The sequence below is a fragment of the Paenibacillus apiarius genome (genome assembly GCF_017052585.1).
Lineage (GTDB): Bacteria > Bacillota > Bacilli > Paenibacillales > Paenibacillaceae > Paenibacillus_B > Paenibacillus_B apiarius.
The window spans coordinates 3,361,288-3,381,544 of the sequence record NZ_JAFFHZ010000001.1 but is presented as its reverse complement, the minus strand read 5'-3'; the positions used below and the strand labels follow the sequence as shown (position 1 = coordinate 3,381,544).

The 20,257-nt window shown below is 54.0% G+C and carries 14 protein-coding genes; 3 read left to right on the top strand and 11 right to left on the bottom strand.

Annotated elements, in window-relative coordinates; all coding sequences use genetic code 11:
• Positions 1-115: 115 nt before the first annotated feature.
• The 7 genes from JSQ80_RS15200 to JSQ80_RS15170 form a co-directional block, all read right to left on the bottom strand.
• Complete coding sequence (locus JSQ80_RS15200; protein ID WP_206095876.1) at positions 116-1,843, bottom strand: extracellular solute-binding protein; 1,728 nt, start codon at positions 1,841-1,843, stop codon at positions 116-118.
• Between the two features lie 78 nt (positions 1,844-1,921).
• Entirely contained in the window at positions 1,922-2,893 is a 972-nt protein-coding gene (locus JSQ80_RS15195) for an ABC transporter permease (protein ID WP_206097614.1), read from the bottom strand.
• A gap of 34 nt (positions 2,894-2,927) precedes the next feature.
• Positions 2,928-3,662: a glycerophosphodiester phosphodiesterase gene (locus JSQ80_RS15190; RefSeq protein WP_206095875.1), complete on the bottom strand. Its 735-nt coding sequence runs from the start codon at positions 3,660-3,662 to the stop codon at positions 2,928-2,930.
• A gap of 356 nt (positions 3,663-4,018) precedes the next feature.
• Complete coding sequence (locus JSQ80_RS15185) at positions 4,019-4,831, bottom strand: DeoR/GlpR family DNA-binding transcription regulator (RefSeq protein ID WP_206095874.1); 813 nt, start codon at positions 4,829-4,831, stop codon at positions 4,019-4,021.
• Between the two features lie 43 nt (positions 4,832-4,874).
• The gene (locus JSQ80_RS15180; protein WP_240463673.1) at positions 4,875-6,692 is read right to left on the bottom strand and encodes a LamG-like jellyroll fold domain-containing protein; all 1,818 of its coding nucleotides are present in this window, start codon (positions 6,690-6,692) and stop codon (positions 4,875-4,877) included.
• Positions 6,674-7,270, bottom strand: coding sequence for a 5' nucleotidase, NT5C type (locus JSQ80_RS15175; RefSeq protein ID WP_206095873.1), 597 nt, complete (start codon positions 7,268-7,270; stop codon positions 6,674-6,676). Before JSQ80_RS15175 ends, JSQ80_RS15180 begins: the two co-directional genes overlap by 19 nt.
• 340 nt (positions 7,271-7,610) lie before the next feature.
• Positions 7,611-11,093 (bottom strand): DPP IV N-terminal domain-containing protein, encoded by a 3,483-nt coding sequence (locus JSQ80_RS15170; protein ID WP_206095872.1) that lies wholly within the window; start codon positions 11,091-11,093, stop codon positions 7,611-7,613.
• A 190-nt stretch (positions 11,094-11,283) separates the two neighbouring features.
• Between JSQ80_RS15170 and JSQ80_RS15165 the strand changes: the two genes are divergently transcribed.
• The 3 genes from JSQ80_RS15165 (at position 11,284) to JSQ80_RS15155 (ending at position 14,380) form a co-directional block, all read left to right on the top strand.
• Entirely contained in the window at positions 11,284-11,973 is a 690-nt protein-coding gene (locus JSQ80_RS15165; protein ID WP_240463672.1) for an RNA polymerase sigma factor, read from the top strand.
• A gap of 128 nt (positions 11,974-12,101) precedes the next feature.
• Positions 12,102-13,589: a hypothetical protein gene (locus JSQ80_RS15160; protein WP_206095871.1), complete on the top strand. Its 1,488-nt coding sequence runs from the start codon at positions 12,102-12,104 to the stop codon at positions 13,587-13,589.
• 188 nt (positions 13,590-13,777) lie between these two features.
• Positions 13,778-14,380, top strand: coding sequence for a hypothetical protein (locus tag JSQ80_RS15155; RefSeq protein WP_206095870.1), 603 nt, complete (start codon positions 13,778-13,780; stop codon positions 14,378-14,380).
• Positions 14,381-14,878: 498 nt separating this feature from the next.
• On the opposite strand, the gene JSQ80_RS15150 is transcribed toward JSQ80_RS15155, so the two are convergent.
• The 4 genes from JSQ80_RS15150 to JSQ80_RS15135 form a co-directional block, all read right to left on the bottom strand.
• Positions 14,879-15,319 carry an OsmC family protein gene (locus JSQ80_RS15150; protein ID WP_206095869.1) on the bottom strand — a complete coding sequence of 147 codons (441 nt, stop codon included), beginning with the start codon at positions 15,317-15,319 and terminating at the stop codon, positions 14,879-14,881.
• A gap of 278 nt (positions 15,320-15,597) precedes the next feature.
• Positions 15,598-16,809 (bottom strand): VWA domain-containing protein, encoded by a 1,212-nt coding sequence (locus tag JSQ80_RS15145; protein WP_206095868.1) that lies wholly within the window; start codon positions 16,807-16,809, stop codon positions 15,598-15,600.
• A gap of 1 nt (position 16,810) precedes the next feature.
• On the bottom strand, positions 16,811-19,192 hold the full coding sequence (locus JSQ80_RS15140; protein ID WP_206095867.1) for a DUF5682 family protein: 2,382 nt from the start codon (positions 19,190-19,192) through the stop codon (positions 16,811-16,813).
• Complete coding sequence (locus tag JSQ80_RS15135) at positions 19,150-20,253, bottom strand: ATP-binding protein (RefSeq protein WP_206095866.1); 1,104 nt, start codon at positions 20,251-20,253, stop codon at positions 19,150-19,152. Before JSQ80_RS15135 ends, JSQ80_RS15140 begins: the two co-directional genes overlap by 43 nt.
• Positions 20,254-20,257: the final 4 nt, after the last annotated feature.

The window sequence follows — 20,257 nt, the reverse complement described above, 5'->3', positions numbered from 1 at the left end:
GTTGCCGCCAGCGGCGCAGCCGTCTTTCTCATCATCGTCCCTCCAATCATTCATGGATGGGGAGCCTTCCCTCCGCAGCAAGGGAAAGGCTCTCCTTGTGCCCGCTTCCTTCCGGTTAGAATAGAAGCTTCGTCTTCGGATCTTTGTCCTTTTCTTCGAGCAGCTTGATGTAATCTTCAAGTCCCGCCGTCTTCAGCTGCGCCGCCGCGCTGTCCAGAATCGCTTTCGCTTCATTCATGTCCTTCGCGTAGTACGCGCGGATTAAGCTTTCCTTGTACTTGTCGAGCGCCATGTTCAGCTGAGTGCCCTTGCCGAACTCGCCGATGAATGCCAATGCCGCATAGCCGTCCTTAATGTTCGCCTGCTGCTTTTTCTCGTCGTAATGCCAATACTGCGCGATGTCGAGCGGCCCTTTGTTCATATCCGGGTTCGCAGACTCGCCGTAGCCCGCTTCGCCGAAGTCGGCCAGGTCGTTCAAGTCCGTGCCGCCAAGGTACCAGCCCCAATCGTTGCCTACGCCGGCGAAGCCGAGCTCCTTCGCCTTGACCGGATCCTTATCCAGCAGATCGAGCACCTCTTGCTTCGGCACCGGGTTGCCCTTCGCATCCAAGCCGTAGTCGCGGCCCTCCAGCCCATACTTCCAGAGCAGCTTGCCTTCGCGGCTCGCCAGGAAGTCGGCCAGCTTGACGATATCTTCCGGGTTGTTCGTTGTCTTCGGAATGGACCAAGCGCCGTAACCGCCCTTGTACGTCAAGTTCATCTGGTAAGGGCCGTCCGCCGAAGCGAGCGGTCCGATCGGAATGTAGCGGTTGTCCTTGTTCTCGATGACATAGTTGTGCATGTCGCCGACGATGGCGAAGGAATCGTTCAGCACGCCTTCTTTAGCGCGATTCTCTTCCATCGAGAAATATTCGGGATGCATCAGCTTCTCGCGGATGAGCTTCTGCACGAACTCAACACGCTTCAACCCGTACTCCGTCTGGCTTTCATGCAGTATCCCGCCGTTTCCGTCCCGCTTGAAGCCTTCGCCATTGAAGCCTGTCCATACCAAATCGTTGTACAGGACAGCCCGGTCCATGCCTCCCCATACCGTCGGCCCGATAGGATACACTTCTTTGCCGTTCTTGTCCTTGAAGTTCCCGTCCTTAATCTTCTTGGCCAATTCATAGAGCTGTTCCGAAGTCGTAACGGAGCGCGGCTCTACGCCGAGCGAATCGGCAATATCCTTGCGGATGTAAGGACCCGGCACGTACTTGCGCACCTCGTACCCGCCTTCGCGGGGAATATTCAAATGCACGGTATAGGCTGCTCCGTTGAATTCCGGACGGAACAGCACGCCGTATTTCGTATCAAGCGGCAAATAGCCGTCTTCTGTATATTTCTTGTATATGCTCGTATTCTTCAAGAGAGGCGCCACATCATGGAACATCTCCTCGCGGGCCGCCTTGTTCACCATCTCCATCTCCGGCCGCCCGCTATGATTCAAATAATAGGCGATGAAGTCCGGCAAATCGCCTGCGGCCAGGCCCGCAGCCAACGCTTTCTGCGATCCGTCATGCCCGACCGCCTGCAATTCCAGCTCGATCCCGGTCATTTCCTTCAGTTTCTTGGCAATATCCGGGTTCATGGCTTCGGTCACATCGCTGCCCATGAAGATAAGACCTTTGATTTTGCGATCGGCAATCCACGTGGAAGGCTTTCCTGCGGCTGCCTCCTTATCCGTGCCGGACTCCTGCGCGGCCTTAGGTCCGCCGGACCCGCCGCATGCCGTCAGCAGCAGGGAAAATACAAGCGTCAGTGCCGTCAATTTGGAGCAAAGCAGCATTCGATTTGTTCGATTCATTGTTATTTCTACTCCCTCTCCTCTGAATTGAATAGGTGTATAGCTGCTGGTAATGGGAGAATGGCTCCATCTCCAGGCTTACCACAACGATGATTGGAACCATTTCCTGGCCACCCGGTTCACGGTCAGCACGAGAATCAAGCCGATGACGCCCTGCATCATGCCAATCGCCGTCCCGAAGCCGAATTGCCCGCTCTCCAATCCCATGTAGATGATGTACGTATCCAATATTTCCGAGACATTCATATTGCCCGGTGTCTTAAGCAGATAGATCTGGTCGAATCCCGCGGACAATATATTTCCCAGCGACAAGATGAACAGCACGATAATCGTCGGCCGGATTCCGGGCAATGTAATATGCCAGATCTGGCGCCACTTGTTCGCTCCATCCATCTTCGCCGCTTCGTATAGCGCTGGGTTGATGCCCACGATTGCCGCGTAGTAAATGATTGAGCTCCACCCGACATCCTTCCAGATATAGCTCCAGAACATGGTCGGATAGAAGGAGCTCTCTTCCATCAGGAAGAAGGTGCTCCCATCCCCGCCCAGCCAAGAGATGACCTGGTTGACGAGCCCGTTATCCGGCGCCAAAATGCGCTGGAGCATCCCGACGACGATGACCCACGAGAAGAAATGAGGCAAATACGCGATGCCTTGGAACAGATTCCTCAGCTTGGAGTTCTTGACCTCATTGAACATAAGCGCCAGCGCTATCGGGAACGGCATGGCCAGAAATACCTTCATGGCGCTGATAATGAGCGTGTTCCGGATAAGCTGGATGCTCTGCGGATCTTGAAAAAACATTTCAAAATAAGTCAAGCCAATCCACGGGCTGCCGAATATCCCTTTGTTGAACTGATATTCCTTGAAGGCAAGCACAAGCCCGGCCATTGGAATATAGGAAAAGACAATGAAGAACGCGATGCAGGGCAGCAGCAGCAAATAGAGCTGATAATGGCGGCCCATCCTCTTCCATAACCGCGACCGTCCGCTTGTCTGTTCAAACCCGCTTGCCGCCGCCGCATTTACAACGGATGTATGCCGTGCCATATCTCCGGCACCTCCCTCACGCCAATCCAACTGCTTACGCTTCATGCCGCTCGTCCACCCTTCTCAGCCGCAGCAGTTGTTCCGGCATCATCGTCGTAATGCTGTCTACCTCCATCTCCATCAAGCTCCGCATCGTGACAGCCTCGTCCACCGTGTATACCGATACCATCAAATCAAGCGAATGGGCGCATTTGACGAAAGCTGGGCTGCACATCTCATAATGAAGATTGATGCCGCGATAGCCTTGCTGCTTCGCCCGCTCGCAGAAGCGGACAATGAAAGCCCCGTCTGACGCCGCATCCGCAGTCTCTGGAGCATTCAGCAGCAGCGATATTCCCTCCGTGTCGACCTCGATGCCTTCCGTGCAGCCCGTAACGAATACGAGCCGTTCGGCCTGGAGCTTCTTGACGAGCCGGAGTGTCGGATTGACGCTATCCCCGTTTTTAATGTCCAGATTCAGCTTCATGCCGCGGCGCTTCGCCTCTTCAACGACATCTGCAAGCAGCACCAGCCCATGCTCGCGGTGCGGCGGCCCGAGTCTCGCTCTGGCCGGCATGCGATTCAGCCGCCGGGCATCATATAGCTCAAGCAAGAGCGAATGATCATGCAAGAGAATGGGCTCCTCCTTGCAGGTGATACGGATATCCAGCTCGGCGACATCCGCTCCCATGGCCGCCACTTCCATGAATGACGCCCACGTATTGGCGGGCGCTTCGCCACAGCCGGTATGGGCGGTGACAAGCAAGCGTTTCTCTCTGTTCGACAACATGCTCACCTCGATTATGAATAACTGCCGCTAATAAGTGCGGACTGTTGATTACACTTGGATGCCGCTCTTGGCTGCATCTATTTCAGCCGATTAGACTGATTAGCTCCATGCTGCGCTTGACTGCAACCTGCAACGCTTTGCTGTACGTTTCTTTTGTTTGTCTTCTGATCTTGTGATATCTACACTATAATTAATGAATGTTTTCGTGATATGAACGGGATATTAACGTTTTTTTAAGCCCGATTTCATTTGTTTTGAACAAGCTGACAGATTATAAGGTATGAATGGGCTGATCTGTTCAGAACCGAATGTGGTTTGTTGTGTTATTTTTCCAATCAAAATAAAAAGAACCGGAATTAAGTCCGGTTCCTCGTATACACCATGCAATTGGCATCGATCCAAGTTATCGCTTTAATCTCCAACTCTTGCGTCCATGACGCCGGATGCGCTTGATCGCACACGATAACGTCGATCTTGTCCAGCGGCGCAATATGGCAGAAGGCCTGTATGCCGATCTTGCTGTAATCGGCCAGAACAATGACCTCCTTCGCGTTCGACGTCACGATTCTGGAGATAACGGAATCGTTCATATCATAGTCGCTGATTCCCGTCATAATCGACAGCCCGCCCACCGAAATGAACGCTTTGTCTACATAGAAGTTGCCCAGCATTTCCTGACATAGATGTCCGCTTACAGACTGCTGCTCGGGCGAGATCTCGCCGCCCAGTATGATGACCCTTCCGCTGAACAGGCCTTGGGATAACGACTCCCGCAGCAGGCTGGCCACCGTCAACGAATTGGTTATGACCGTTACGCGCTTCTTCCCCTTCAGCGCCCGGGCCAATTCATGTATCGTCGTGCCCGTATCCATGTATACAGTGTTCCCATCCTGAACAAGCTCCGCAGCCCGCCGGCCGATCGCTTGCTTGGCCTCATGGTTGAGAACTTGCCGCTGCTGGTACGGAGGCTCGCCCTCTTCATACTGCACCTTGACAGCTCCGCCGTATACGCGCCGCAGCCTTCCCTCTTCCTCCAGCACCGCGAGATCGCGGCGAATCGTCTCATTGGAGACATGAAGCTGCTCGGCCAGCGAGACGACGCGCACCTTGCCGCCCGCATCGAGCTGCTCTATAATGTGCCGCTTGCGTTCTTCCGCTAAGAGAGACATCGACATCACTACCTCATTTCATTATGAAAATATGAAAAATATCCTATTCGAGCCGCTTAAAGCGCTCTTCAAATGGAAACGGAAGCTGAAAGCAATCATAAGGCCCTGTTAAATAGCTAAAGTCCGGATAGGCGGCAACCGCGCGTTCGGCCAAGCGCTCCACCCACGGCGAGAAGGTGCGGAACGTGATCTGGTTCGCCCGCTCGTCGAATTCGGCCAGCCTCATCCAGCCGTTGCCGCCACGGTAACTGTCCTGATAATTGATCAGCAGCTGAATGACTTCCCGCCCCTGCGCGTTGTGCCGAACCCGGTGCGCCGTCCCGTCATAGTGCCCGTTCACCGTCATAAAGACCTGATTGCAGGGAGCGACCAGCTCTTCCCAGATGATTGTGCCATTCTCGGAGTGTTGGGGAATTCGCCGCCCGCCGCCGTCACGGTCCGCATACAGGATATCATGCGACACTAGAATGGTGGGCAGATGCCGATGCTTGCTCAGCACCCCCTTGCACCAGTCCATATCATGCAAGAGATGCTTCATATCCGCCATCAGCCACATGTAACAATAGCTTCCCGCCTGTATAATGCCGTACGAGCTGTAGCGGGACGGGGAGAAGCCTTTTACATAGTCCTTGTGCTTGAACCGCTCGGGGCCGAAGTAACGCAAGTACGTATCGGCAGCGTCATAATCGTGGTTTCCCGCAGTCATCATATACGGGATATGGCATTGATCCATGACGGCAATCGCATTCGCCGCCCGCTCCCATTCGTCCCGTGCCTCGCTGTGATCGACAATGTCACCCAGAAAGGCGGTCATGGCGATACGGGTTCCGGCATGCTGCTGCGCGAGCCACTCTGTTTGCGCCTCGAACATCTCGGGATTCAGATAGACCAGCTTCTGCGGATCCGGAATAAAGGCAAAATTATAATTGTCCGCCCGATTCAGCAGAACGATGCGCTCATTGGTGCCTTGCAGCACCTGCTGTGGCTTCGAATCCATGAGCCAGTTCGCCTTGTCAAGAGGCTCGCCCGTTATGCGTATCTCCCGAATGGTTCCGGAGAACAGCTTGTCCAGACGTCCGCCCCATTCGGAAGCTCCGAGATTCCAGCCTTTTCCCTCAATTGCGGCTATGCCTGCAATATCTCGCGCCGGGCTGTTGTAGTCGCATATTCCGTTCACATACAGAAGCGTCTGTTCCGTATCATTGACGATGACGACATGATGCCACTCATCCGCATACAGAAGCGTCTGTTCCGTATCATTGACGATGACGACATGATGCCACTCATCCGCCTTCAGATAGCGCGACCAATTCGTCGCCGGTGTATCCCGATTCATTGAATGGCACACCCATTGATACTCCATGCAGTTCGATACGGATAATGTGGCAAGCAGCTCATTTTCTCCCTTGCGGCCCATATCCGCTCCCCGCCCCTGTCTCGTCAACACGCCCATCCAGCTGTGCTTGTCTTCCTGGAACGGCCGGGGAAGCCGAACGATCGCTTCGATCGTATAGCCCTGCTCGAATCGTTCCCGGTTGATGGGGGCGTTCTTCACCGTTTGAAAATAACAGCCTCTGCCTGACAGATTGCGATCATTATAAAAGCTAAGCCCTTCTGTCCCCTCAGCGCTGTCTGTCCACGATAGCGGAAGGCTGGTCTTGGTCTGCCCTTGGGATTCGTGTTGCAGGTGCAGCACTGCGACGGATTCGATCAGATTCCCGTTGCCGCTCATATCGTCCATGACCAGTGCTCCTGCTTGAATGGAACCCGACTTGACCATCTCGGCCGCGAACCTCCAATGTGCCAGAGCTCGAACGGGCCGTTGAAGCTCCCGGCTCTGCATCATGCGTTCACGATGCATCGCATGCCACCATCCTGTGCAGCGTCAGTCTTGCCGTCTCCGCCTAGCCGTGCGCGGTCCAGGAACCATGCTCTTGCTTGCAGCCAGTTATTCACCCGCGCATACCCCGTTTCCCTCACATTATGCGGAGCGGTAAAGAGAATGCCCTGCCCTTGGAAGCGCCGGAGCTGCTTCACGTTGTCATCAATCATATACTCGGCGCGAACGATGCTCTTGTCTCCGCAGAAAACAAAGTTCATGTCGGACAGAAAGCCGAAGTTCTCTTTCAACCAGTCATATTTGGCCCGAAAAGAAGCCGGAACCTCCATTGCCGCCGTGGTGATATAGATATCGTAATGCTCACTGAGCTCACGAATCACCTCTTGGCTATACTCCATCACCTTCAATTGGCGAAAAAAATCCTCGCGGCCGTAATAGCTCTCGATTTCTTGTCTGCGTCCGGGCCGGGCCTGCACCAATGTCATACCTTGCAGTTCCATACTAGTAAGGTTATCGTGGTAGTCCCTGTTATACCACTCCATATGCGTAGCCGCCGTATCTGCCATCACTTCATCCATATCGATTGCGATGCGTTCCACAGGTATTCCTCCTTATGACTGTCATACAACCAAGCAACAATTCAAACAAAACGTAAACAAACAACCACATACCACAATCATAGAAGGAATATGTTTTCATCATTTTAATCCCTTGTAAAAATATTGTAAAAAAAGACCATGCAACGCAAATACCCGAACGAGTTGTATCGTTCGGGCAAAGAAACATCAGTCACGCCAAAGACCGTGTATGGCACTGCATGATCAGCGCAATCCTCCATTCGTGAATGGGGGGGCGCTCGGAGTGACAGCGAAGCTGCGAAGCTCATCATCCACTCCTTTGCTCCATTATCCCCTTCCGTCATGAAAACTGGAATGGGAATTAGCATTGAGCCTTGCCCCGGGCCAGCTCCACTTCCGGGTATTTACCCCCTCCTCCGCCGGGGAACAAGGACGACGGCTTGCCATTTATATAGTGGTCGAAGAAGTCGAGCGCAAAGTGATGAATAATCGCATGCAAGCGGCGGGCCGCAAGGGCTTCGGCCGAATCATGGGCGCTCAGGGCCAGCGTGAAATCGGTGAAGCTCATGTGATTCGCGGATTTGAATTTGAGCGAATAATGACCGTTGGCTACAACGTGATCATGACGATCGAAAATGACGGATAATTCCTTCAGTGCTTCTTCTCTGCTTATTCCGAGCTTCTCATACTCCTTAATGAGGGCTTCCAAGTTGTCGCGCGTGAACGTCGTCCCGTCATACATGTACAAGAACGGACGCTTCAAGCCAGCTGCCGGAATCGGATGACCATAGAAGGTGCCATCCATATTAAGCCCCGCCTTGAGCCTTGGGTCCTGCATAATCGCTTGCGCTGCCGTCGCCCCGCCGAAAGAATGGCCTAATATGCCGATGCGTCTCGTATCGATTCTGCCGGCAAAACGGCCGGCATCGTGTCGGGCGAGCCCCTCCAGCCGATCGATAATGAAGCGGACATCCCGTGCCCATACGTCGGCCGCTAATTTGTTCATGAACTTTGCTCCTTGGCTGCCTGTGTCTTTGAACTTCGCAATTCTGCCATCCGGAAACACCGTAATGGAGCAGTTATACGTGTGATTGATGCCCAACACGATATACCCTCGGCTCACCAGCTGTTCCACCAGGAAGGTGGATGAATTGGCGAGCGCGCCGAAGCCATGCGAATAGATGAGGACGGGATATTTCCGCTTGCCCTTGGCCAGCGGCGCATCGAACACGGAATTCGTCAATACGGCGCCGAGCTGGAGCGCCAAATGCAAAGGAAGCTCCAAACTGCTATGGAGCGCTCGGGCATACAGGTAACGGTCCGGGAAATAAGGCAGCCGCTCGCCGCACATCTCTTCGTCTGCCGGATACCATATTTGCACCATCAGCTCGCGCTTGTCGCCGGGCCTCTCTGTCAGCGTCTCCTTACGGGTGCCATCGACCCAATGATAGGAGACCGTTCCTATCTTATAAGGACCTGCCGGCTCTTGAAAGTCAAAATCCGTCTGATCAGCAGCGCCGCTCTGAATCCGATACTCCTTGGGCGGCTCGACACCTAACAAGTGCTGCACGAAATAGTCCCATTTGCGCCGCATGAAATATGGATTTGCGTCGATGCTATGGTCAACGTTCGGCATGACGAGCAGGTCGAAATCCTTGTTGGCGTTAATAAGGGCGTCTACAAGCCGCAGCGTATGGGCCGGATGAACGTTGTCATCCATATCCCCGTGGGCGAGCAGCAGCTTGCCCTTCAGATTGCCGGCCAGCTGCGCGTTGTCTTGGCTGGCATAGCGTTCAGGGTGAGCGGGGTCAACCAGGCCCTGAAAGCGTTCGCCCCACATCGAGATGTAGGTGAGCTGGTCGTGATTCCCGGCTGCGGAGACAGCCACTTTGTACACGCCGGGGTGCTGCAGTATGGCTCGGGCCGAGCCATAACCGCCTCCGGAGACGCCCCAGATGCCGACCCGCTCCGGGTCGATGAACGGGTAACGCTCAGCCAACTGGCGGATCGCCGCGACGTGGTCCAGTAATCCGGCCGCTTCCTCCAGCTTGCCGTCCGATGCGTCATGGAACGCTTTCGAACGGAACGGGGTGCCCATGCCGTCCATGACGATCGTGACAAAGCCCAACTGGGCGAACGATTGAGCGCCGCCGGAGAAGTCGAATCCCAGCTCGGCCGCGTCCCAGATGAACGATTTGGGCGTATTGAGGAGCTGCGGCCCGCCATAGAAATAGTCGATTAGCGGATAGGTTTGCTTCGGGTCAAAAGAGGCAGGCCGCACCAAAATCCCGTACAAATCGGTGACGCCGTCGCGCGCCTTGACCGTAAAGCGCTCCGGTATCTGATAGCCCTGCTGCAGCAGCTGCTCGATGTCCGCCTGCTCCAATTCCCTTACGATGCCGCCATCTTCCTCGCACAAGACGGAGACGGGCGGCCGATCGACCCGCGAATACGTATCGACGAAATAGCGGCGGTCCGGCGAGAACTCGATTGTATGATCTGCGTCCTCCGGCGTCAGCAAGCTCAAGCACGTCCCGTCGATACGAATTCGATAGAGGTGCCGATAATACGGATCGCGTCCTTTCTCGCGTCCTCCAGCCGTAAAATAGATCCATCCTTGACGCTCGTCGACCGAGATCAGGCGTCTTACGGTCCATGCGCCTGACGTGATCTGGCGCACAAGCCGTCCCGTTAAGCTGTCGAACAGATAGAGATGGGCCCAGCCGTCGCGTTCGGACAACCAGATGACGGTATTGTCCTGCAGAAGTTGAAAATTGGGCGTCAGGCGGATATGAGCATCCAGATTGCCGAAGTGGTACAGGTCAAAAAATAAAAATGTGCCGCTGCGTTCTTCAACCGCCGTGCGGACCGCCCCCGTCTTCGCGTCTGCTACGATCAGCTTGGCTGAACGGTGGTCGCGCGCCATGTCCACATAATATGCCTGCTTGCTGTCCAAGCTCCATGCCGCTTGGGGAGCAACTGTGGTGAATATGGAATTGTTGCCCACCGTCATGCGCGGAGCATCTGCGGTGATGCATATCTGCCGTTCGATGTCGCAGATGACGATATCGGCGTGCGCCACATGCTCGTCACCAGGGAAAGGATACCGCTGGGAATGAAGGATAGGCTCTTTATCCTTCTTATTCGCCGGCACGTTCTGCACAAGGTGCAGCTCGCGCACAAGTCGCTGGTCAACCCGCAGTGTCAACAGCTTCTTCGAGTCCGGTGACCATAGGGCGGCCGGTGGAAGCTTCCGCGTTCCTCCAGCTATCTTGTGCGATGCTTCAGGCTCGGAAGCATAGTCATAGTGCGGTTCTCCGTCATGCGTCAACTGACGGATTTCTCCCGTCTCCATATGACGGATATACAAGTTATTTTCCTCCGTATAGGCTGCCCATCGACCATCCGGTGACAGCAGCTCGTGCGCAGCCGGCTTCGGCAGCGGCGGCATCTTCGCACACTGATAGCTGCACAAATCACACTCCCACCGTTCGCCTTCCGCTTGGAATCGGATGACATTCCCGTCTTCCGGGAATTCCAGTTTATCGATCTGAATATGGTACGGGGTCACCGCCTTGTAGAGTACAGCGCTCAAGGACGCTGCCAGCCGTTCGTGGTCGAAGGCTGGCTTGGCCTTGCCGTTGACCGGGCTCACGACGATGAATTCAGTGCCTTTCTCCTTCTCCTTGCCGATCCGCACGTCGCGGCGATACCAGAACCGATTCGCGCCGCCTATCCAGCGGGGCACGACACGTCCGTTGAACACATGCTTCATCCAATGCGTGTACAACATCTGCTCGGCACGCTCATACTGCTCACGGGGCATCCCTTTGCTCATCATCATTACACTCCTTGCCTTATATTGGTTTATATTACATATTGATGATAAAGAGGAAATGTGAACGGAATATGAATTCCTGGGATGTGAGGGAATGTCATACTAAGCTGACAGATATGCTTTGGCTCCTCCTCTATTGTGTATTTCTCGTGAATTAAATCTATTATTTGTAACATTATGGAATATATAGGTTATAATGAATGCACATCTATGCACCGTACCTGCAGCGGGCGTCCTTGTCGGCAGCCGGGTTATCTTTAACATGGAACAAGTCGTCGCCCCTTTCTTATTAAGAAGAGAAGACTGGGGGGAATTGTATATGGGACAGTGGCTGTACCTGCTGCAGCGAAACGTCATGAACGCTGACGCCGATACGCAGGAATTGGTCTATCATTCATTTCACGAACTCGTATACCGGGATATTTATGCAATATTGCGGGATCACGGTTTAACCGAGGATGTCATTCAGGACTCCTTTATGAAAGCAGTAGCACACGGTCCAAAGGTGAGGCATGCTCCCGGCATGAGAACATGGCTCAAACGCGTCGCCTGCAATACGGCGCTGGATGCCATCCGGAAAAACCGCAAATACCGCCAAATGGTAACCTTAGATTTTTTCCGCGATCCAGCTGTCTCCATCCTCCTTCCCGACACCGGACCAAGCATCGCCCATCTTGTTGAAGACAGATTCAGAGACAAGCTGCTGCATCAATCCATTCGCGAATTGCAATCCGACTATCAAGTGCTGCTGCTGCTCCATTATTTCGAAGAGAAATCCTACAAAGAGATGTCCCAAGAGCTTCATCTCTCTGAACAAGTAATCAGCCAGCGGCTGGCTAGAGCGCGCAAGAAGCTGCGGCACAAATTGATGAGAAAATGGTGTTAAGGAACTTCTATATGGGAATCGCTTATTTTGTCCGTTAGATTGTTGGGCGCGGATACGTCGTATATAGTGAGACCGCATCAAGTTGTGGTTGGGAGCTGTCTCTATTATGACGAGAGGGGTACATATTGATGAAGAAGAGGATGTCCATCGTAACCATTGTGAGCCTCGTCTTGCTGCTCGTATTTCAGGCCAGCGCATTCGCGGCCGACGGCAGCAGCCTTAGCACCGGGCCGGATATGACGGCGGAGCAGACACACGTCACGACCGACACCGTTCGCGTCTTGCACGCCGAGGAGGAGATTATCGACCAGCTGACGAAGGCCGGACCTGTTGGCGGCATCGAGTACGCCGAAGGGCACACCGTCACGGCGCCCGTCAGCTTGCATGATGCCGCTGCCTTGCAAGAAGCAAGCCTCCCCGATTCACTGCGCGCGCTGGCCCAGCCTTCGAACGCGACTGTAACAACCGCCACCTATTCGGGTGTCATTCCGAAGGAGGGAGAGGCCGTCCACCTATACCCGATCTATGTGAAGCCGGGCGATATTTTGCAAGTGCAGCTCGATCCGCCGCTGTCGCAACAGCTTAACTACGATTTATATTTGTATGAATTCGATATGGCGACCGGGAATCTGATTACGACACCAATCGATTACTCCGTATACGGAACGTACTTCAACCAATACCCGAACGGCATGCGGACGTTATCGGAGAATGTAGGCGCGAAGAATATGACATCGTCAGATAAAGCATACCTGGTCGAGGTGCATGCCAAGCAGGGCGGCAGCATTAACGATCCGTTCTACGTCACGCTTGCGACAAGCACAGACTATGACGCATTCGAGACCGACGAGAACGCCTTCCGCGCCTACAGCTTTACGGTAGCGCCGGGCGGTTCCTCGCTGAACAACCGCTCCATCAGTTCTCCCATCGACAATGACTGGTATGTCATTACGGTGCCGGAGAACCGCAATTATGATGTCATGAACTTCTCCTTGGACAGCGCTTCTGCAGCCAAAGGATATAAGGTGGAAGTGTATGGGGTGTTAGCCAACAACCAGATGAAGCTGCTCTCCACAACGGACAACAATGTGCCGCTCGGAACAGGCAGCTACTACGTCCGCGTCTATACGACCGGGCAATATGACACGTCTAACTATACATTGTCAATCAAACCAGTGCTGCGGGCGGACAAAATCGTCATTAAGGGATATAACTCCGGCGGCGGCCCGAACGACTATCCGTCCTACCGGTATGGGCGCTATTTTAGAATTATCAACAACACGCTCACCGTCAATGGCGTGGTTGCCACCTCAGACAATTATGCCGTAGCCAACGCGAAAGTAGACGTCCTCTGGCTGAATGAAAACTGGACGGAAGGAAGCGGCAACCGCACCCGAACCGGAACCGTCTATACAAACAACAGCGGAGAGTTCTCCGTGACGCTCAGTCTTCCGTCCTCGACGGCAAGCATTAGCGAGTTTTTGCCGGGAGCGATCAACTTTACGCATTACTACGATTTGAGCGGAGTAGTGGTTAAAGTGGCCGACCGGCCGCATGTGAGCGCAACGGATATACTCTACCATTTTGCTTATAGCCTGTACGGAGGAAGAGGATAATATCGCCCTATACCATGTGCGCACTCTGCTTTACGCGCGCATGGTATATTTTTTTACTATTTTGGGACATTCGTGTAAAAGCAGCCGGAATATTGGTCGATATAGTAAACATCATCCTGAATGTGGAAATTACGACTATCATGATACGGTCCACAACTCTCGAATTCATCGCAACGAGGAGGCATTACATGAAAATCAATAGCAGCGCAACACTTGATCCGAAGCTGTACAGCCTCAATGAGCAAGGACATGTCAACAAACAGCCGAAGATGGAAACGGGAACGATTCCCGGCTTGAAGCACGATACGGTTGATATCAGCCCGGCGGGACGCCAGTTGGCGGCGGGCGCGATTGAACATCACGCGGCGGCCCACTATGGCAATGCTCCCTACAACACCCCTTCCCAGAAGCCGCAAGGCGCACCCGATGACTATGTGAACATTGCCGACTTGATGAAAAGGTTTGAGCCCGAGAGCCACCGCCAGCTGCAGGAAGCAATCGTGAACGGCGGCGACTGGTCCGGTGTTCTGATGAAGTTCGCGCACAAAATACCGGAGAACAAAGACTGGCTGAACACCTATCGCGAGGAAACTTCCAAGACACGGACAGAGGCGCCCGCTCCAAACATAGACAGCCATTTTAACAGTGCGAATACGGCGGACATGGCCGCATTTGTGAAGGACATTCAGACCATGCTTCAGACATCCAAGTTGGCCAATTCAGACTTGCTGAGCAGAAACCTCGATTATTTCGCCCGCGTGCTGGGCACGGAGTTGCATACGATCGGTTAAGTTAAGCAGTAGCACAATTCAAGCCGTGGCTCCGGATTGGCAGGAGTTACGGCTTGCGTTGTTGAAGCATTCAGCAGCGGATATACGCCTTGACCTTGGGATATTGAGGAAGGAGATGAGTTTGTGAGCATCGTATGGGAAAACATCGTCTTTCTGCTCTTGCTTGCTATTGTTCTTCTGGCGGCAGCTGCAGGAGCGGTATATTTCGTCATCAAACGGTTGAACAAAAATAAATAGGCTGAGCGGGCCGCCCTCTTTACAATTTCATCATAAAAATTTGGGTGCTGCCATTCTGAAGGATGGGGAGAGTGGATCAAGGGACGAAAGAGACATACTTTCTCCAGAGGGGATAATGAAAATAACTAGATTTTCTGTAGCGCGCTATGAACGTAACCATTCTTTAAGTCAAAAAGACACTTGCCGTTTAAGCAAGTGCCTGATCATTCATAAGAATTAATAAGTTGAGTTCCTGAAAAAGCAAAGTAACTTATGTTCAGCTTATTCCAGGATAATTTCGTTTAAGACCAGATTAACCGGATTATTGATCGTGTCTCCTACAGGACATGTGCGCTCAATGAACTGGACGAATTCTTCCACTTGTTCGCGCGAAGCATCAGATTTAATGTGGATGTTATATCGAATATCGGAGTAGCCGCGGCGCACATCGGATTTATTCATGAAGCCGTCCGTATCCAGATCCCCTTCAACCTCAACCCAAAATTCCTCTAATTTAATTTTAAATTTAGGAGCATACGCTCTGGCTACGATGGATTGGCAAGCGCCCAAGGCGCAGAGCACCAATTCAACCGGATTCATCGCTGTATCGGTACCGCCTAGATTTTTTGGCTCGTCAACCGTAATCTCGAAATTTCTGGACTTTGCCTTTACAACCATTCCTTTTTGCAAGTGTGCAGTTGCTTTAAATGTTTCAAGTGGCATGTTCGGTCCTCTTTTCTTCGATAGTGTGGAATGTAGAACGGATAGAAATATGATTATACCTTACCATAATTCCGCATTTTTTGTATGACATTTCCAAAAAATTGACTGGCCACGTTCAATACTTAGAACTAGATAACTGGTACATACACACCGTCAATTGAATGAATTCTGCTCCCTTATTATAAATCCATAGCGAAATAGGGGGCATCATCTGCCCCCTTCCTGTTCTTCAATATGATGAACTCCGCATGAATCGAGTCTTCCGAATCGTTCTCTGCCTATTTCATTCCCACTCGCTTCGCCAGGTCTGCCAGATCAAGCCCTTTCAACGCGCCTTCCACTAACTCAGGCAATAAGGCAGGCGTACACGCAAAGCAAGGGGTTCCATCCCGCGACAGAACCTTAGCCAGATTCTCGTCATAAAACGGCTGGCCTTGATCGGACAACGCGAGCAGGCACATCGTTCTGACACCCGCTTCCCGCAGCTCGCGCATGCGGCGGATAAGCGCCCCCCGGTTGCCGCCCTCGTATAGATCGGACACGATAATAAAGATCGTCTTCTTCGGTTCTTCGATAAACTGCTCGCAATAAGCAACCGACTTGTTAATATCCGTGCCGCCGCCAAGCTGAATGCCAAACAGCATATCGACGGGATCGTTCGCGCATTGCTCGGTCAGATCGACGACTTCCGTATCGAACACCACCACTCTTGTTTTCAGCGACGGAATGCTGGCAAAAATGGAACCGATAACCGAAGCCCAGATGACCGAATCCGCCATCGAACCGCTCTGATCGATATCGACGATAATCGTCCATTCCTTGCTCCGCTGCGCTCGATCGAAGAAATAGAATTTCTCGGGAATAATCTGACGCCGTTCCACATTATAATGCTTCAAGTTGCGCTGAATGGTCCGCTTCCAATCGATCCCGCTCACGGACGGAAGCGGCGAGTGCTGCCTGCGATTCAACGCCCCGGTTACGGCGCGGCGAATATCGTTCTCCAGCAGCTTCACCAGGTCATCGACGACTGCCTGCACGAGCATGCGGGCGGTGTCTTTTGTTTTCTCGGGAATTTTTCCTTTCAAAGCAAGCAGCGTGCCGACGAGCTGAATGTCCGGCTTTACCTGGGCCAGCACCTCCGGCTCGAACAGCAGCTGCTTCCACCCTTTGCGTTCCATCGCATCGTTCTGAATGATCGAGACGACATCATCCGGAAAATAGGTGCGCACATCTCCGAGCCATTTCGATAAGCGCGGCGCCGACTTGCCCAGTCCGGCCCCTCTGCCGCCCGACGAAGAGTCGCCGCTGCTGCCATCCGTTCCTTCGCTTGTATCATCATATATTTCGGCAAGCGCTTGATCCATAACCAGCTCTTCCTCTGTCAAGTCAATTCCTCCACTGGCACAACAGCTTGCCAGCTGTTGTTCGGCAGGTTGACCGAGAATAAGCCGCCAACGTGAGACTACACTTGCTTCCACAGGCGCACTCATGTCAAAAGTCCTCGAAATCAAAATCATTCAACTCGTCAATCATCTTCGCTTCGTCCTCCTTCAACTCTCCCGCCAGCATCTCCTCCGCTTGCTCGGCATGCACGCCCCATAATTCGCCAAGCAGCTCGGCGATCATTGTCTTCTCACGGGGAGCGAATGAGCTGAAAGCACGCCGCAAAAAGACGAGCGCACGCACAAATTCATCGTGCTCAAGGGAAACGATATAGTCGTTCAGCTGCTCCCACAAGCTCATCCGCGACAGCAGGGCATACCGATTGCGCAGCGACAGCCCTTCGAACCAGCCTGCGCCGAGGTCGGCAGGTATGCCTGGAGAGAGGCGCCGCGATACTTCTTCCGCGCATTGCTGCGCAGAAATCGCGTTGCGTTCCATCAATATCGCGCAGGCAAAGCCGGAAAGCCGCGGATTGCGGTCATCCCGTTCCGCCAAATGCAGCAGCTCTTGCAGCCATAGCTGTTCATCGACCTGCTCGCTATGGTCCAAAGCGACGCTGTTCATCTCATTCATCGCCGTAATCATCGCATGGGCTGCTTCATCGTTGCAGCCGCTTGCATCCAACAGGAACAGACAGGCGCGCATGAACAGCTGCTCCAGCAGCGGCAAGAGCGGCGCCGTATCGATCCGCCTGATGTCGCCATAGCTTATAATGGTCGACAGTTCCCGTGCCGCCGCGGCAATCTGTACGACATCGCGGCTATCGACGGCCAGACGCTGCAGCGTCCGGCGCGCCGCTTCCATCTGCGCCAGCATTCCGCACTCACAGGCGATGCGGATTAACTTGGAGGCTTCGGCAATCGTGCCGCAGCCATCAAGCTTCTGCTGCAGCACATAAGCAGATGCGACTTCAACCGTCTCGCCCAGCAGCGTTGACTCCACAACCTCGATTTCCACTTCCGGCGACCATTGGATGACCCAATGCTCTGCCCAGGTTGCGCGATCTTGTCCGCTCGGTCTCGCCTTCGCCAGCGTGATGCCGAGCAGCGTTAACCGATGGAATAGAAAGGAGCGGTTCAAATCGAGAAAGGCGGCCTCTTCAGATGCGACCCGGCGGTTCTCGCGCAGATCCAACGCCAGATCGGCCGCAACCGCCGTTTTGTATTTATCCAGCTTCAACCGCTTCAGCAGCCGGTTCAAATCCTCTTGAATCGGCGTCTGGCTAACGCCGTCCGCCAGCATCCCGATAGCCGTCCCCACATCCGTCCGCGCCAGCGCTTCGGCTATAACGGCCAGGTCGCCGCGCCCCAGCAAGGTTTGCGCCGCATCACGCAGGTCGCGCAAGGTCGGCGCGCTGCCGCCGTGCAATGCGGCCAGCGACTCGGCCAATCGCACCGCCTCGATCACCTCGGCCGTCGAACGATGGGTGCCCGAATCCCGAAGCAAGCGGGCAATGGCCGATAAATAGTGCTCCGGCAGCTCATCAAGCGTGCCGTTCACCATTCGCTCCCACATCATTTCATAATAGTTGGGCGCATTATTGCCTGCTCCATAGCCAGACATCGAGGACAGCTTGTAGTAAGAGTACGGCATAAGCGTCAGCTTCGTGCTGCGGGATGGCAGTCCCGCCAGTTCCTCATCCGTCATCGCTGCCGTTAGATCAACGAGCGCTGCCGCATGGTATGCCCCGCAGACGACAACGATTTTGTCCGGTTCGTGGCCGGACGCGATTGTCTCCCGGATTTTCCGCCGCATATGGGCTTCTCTTACCGCATTATAAGCATACTCGGCGCGTTCATCACGCCGCTCCTTCTCCTCGGACAGCTCCCGCATCTGTGTGGAGAAGGCAATAATCGCTTCTTGATACGAACCGGGATTCAAGTTGTGCTCGTAATTCCGCTCCCAATACATGTCATAATCATGTTCTCCGGCAAGCTCGGCAATGCGGCTATAGATGGAACGCTCTCCACGGGCCTCTTCCAATGGCCGCTCCAGTGAATTAGAACTGCCTTCCTCTTCTTCGGCGCCCTTATTCATCCGAACGTCCTGCAGAGCAAGCGTCGCGGAAGCAGGAAGATCGATAAAGGCGGCCATGGCCCCATTCTCTTCCGCCCACTTCATCGCTTGATACTCAGGAGAATAAGCAGCGAACGGCCACAGCACGGTACGCACAGGCAAATCATCCGTAAATGCCAGTATCGCGACAGGAGGCTTCGTCACCCGATTCGTCAGATGGCGAATTTCCGGCGTAGCATCAGCCGGACCTTCAATTAGAACCGCAGTCGGCTGGATGTCGCGAAGAAACTCCAGCAGATGCTTCGCGCCGCCGGGAGAAAGATGCCGCACCCCGAAAATATGTACAGCCGCAGCCGCAGCAGCAGTCGCGCTCACTCGTTCATCTCCCTGCAAGCCGTATACAAGCCGCGCCATTCCTCCCCGCGCTTCTTCATCACGTTGTCGAGATATTCCTTCCATACGAGCTTGTCTTTGACGTCATCCTTCACGATCGCGCCCTGCAGGCCTGCAGCCAGATCTTCATCGGTCAGCTCTCCGCTGCCGAAGCTGGCGGCCAGCGCCATGCTGTTCGTTAGCAGCGAGATCGCTTCCGCGGTCGAAATGACGCCCGCAGGCGATTTTACCTTCTCCTTCTTGTCGATCGTCATCCCGCTTCGCAGCTCGCGGAAAATGGTGACGACCTTGAGCAGCGCCTCATCCGCAGGAACGGCAGCCTGCAAATCGTAGGCTGACGCAATCTCTTGCACCCGCTTCTTCACAATCTCGATCTCGGTATCCATATCAGATGGGGTAGGCAGCACAATGATATTGAACCGCCGCTTCAATGCGGCCGACATTTCGTTCACGCCGCGATCCCTTGTATTGGCCGTAGCTATAATAGAGAACCCTTTGCGGGCGTTCACTTCCTTGCCCAGCTCAGGCACCGATATGGTCTTCTCGGACAGTATCGAGATGAGCGCATCCTGAACTTCGGACGCACAGCGCGATATTTCCTCGAAACGCGCGATACCCCCCGCTTCCATCGCCCGCATAATCGGGCTTTGCACCAGCGCTTCCGGGGTAGGGCCATTGGCCAGCAGCATCGCATAGTTCCAGGAGTAGCGCACATGCTCCTCGCTCGTTCCGGCCGTCCCTTGGACGACGAGCCCGGAATGTCCGTATATCGCTGCGGATAAATTTTCAGACAGCCATGATTTGGCGGTGCCCGGCTCCCCGATCAGCAAGAGCGCCCGATCCGTCACCAAGGTCGCGATCGCCATTTCAACCAGTCTTTTGTTGCCGATATATTTGGGCGTTATGACGGTTTTTCCCGCTTTCCCGCCTGTGATGAACGTGAGCACCGATTGCGGCGACATTTGCCAGCCTGCCGGAATTTTCCCTTTATCCGCTTTGCGAAGCGCCTCTAATTCTTTTTCATACAGCTGCTCAGCCGGCAGCCGCATCATATCTTGCAGTTGTTCTTGGCTAGTGGCCATTCTG

Bases quoted from the DNA above. Each gene is read 5' to 3' on its own strand.
- JSQ80_RS15160 (WP_206095871.1), top strand. From the start codon at position 12,102: ATGAAGAAGAGGATGTCCATCGTAACCATTGTGAGCCTCGTCTTGCTG.
- JSQ80_RS15140 (WP_206095867.1), bottom strand. From the start codon at position 19,192: ATGGCGCGGCTTGTATACGGCTTGCAGGGAGATGAACGAGTGAGCGCG.
- JSQ80_RS15150 (WP_206095869.1), bottom strand. From the start codon at position 15,319: ATGCCACTTGAAACATTTAAAGCAACTGCACACTTGCAAAAAGGAATG.
- JSQ80_RS15190 (WP_206095875.1), bottom strand. From the start codon at position 3,662: ATGTTGTCGAACAGAGAGAAACGCTTGCTTGTCACCGCCCATACCGGC.
- JSQ80_RS15180 (WP_240463673.1), bottom strand. From the start codon at position 6,692: ATGCATCGTGAACGCATGATGCAGAGCCGGGAGCTTCAACGGCCCGTT.
- JSQ80_RS15155 (WP_206095870.1), top strand. From the start codon at position 13,778: ATGAAAATCAATAGCAGCGCAACACTTGATCCGAAGCTGTACAGCCTC.
- JSQ80_RS15135 (WP_206095866.1), bottom strand. From the start codon at position 20,253: ATGGCCACTAGCCAAGAACAACTGCAAGATATGATGCGGCTGCCGGCT.
- JSQ80_RS15200 (WP_206095876.1), bottom strand. From the start codon at position 1,843: ATGAATCGAACAAATCGAATGCTGCTTTGCTCCAAATTGACGGCACTG.
- JSQ80_RS15165 (WP_240463672.1), top strand. From the start codon at position 11,284: ATGAATGCACATCTATGCACCGTACCTGCAGCGGGCGTCCTTGTCGGC.
- JSQ80_RS15145 (WP_206095868.1), bottom strand. From the start codon at position 16,809: ATGAGTGCGCCTGTGGAAGCAAGTGTAGTCTCACGTTGGCGGCTTATT.
- JSQ80_RS15170 (WP_206095872.1), bottom strand. From the start codon at position 11,093: ATGATGATGAGCAAAGGGATGCCCCGTGAGCAGTATGAGCGTGCCGAG.
- JSQ80_RS15185 (WP_206095874.1), bottom strand. From the start codon at position 4,831: ATGTCTCTCTTAGCGGAAGAACGCAAGCGGCACATTATAGAGCAGCTC.
- JSQ80_RS15195 (WP_206097614.1), bottom strand. From the start codon at position 2,893: ATGGCACGGCATACATCCGTTGTAAATGCGGCGGCGGCAAGCGGGTTT.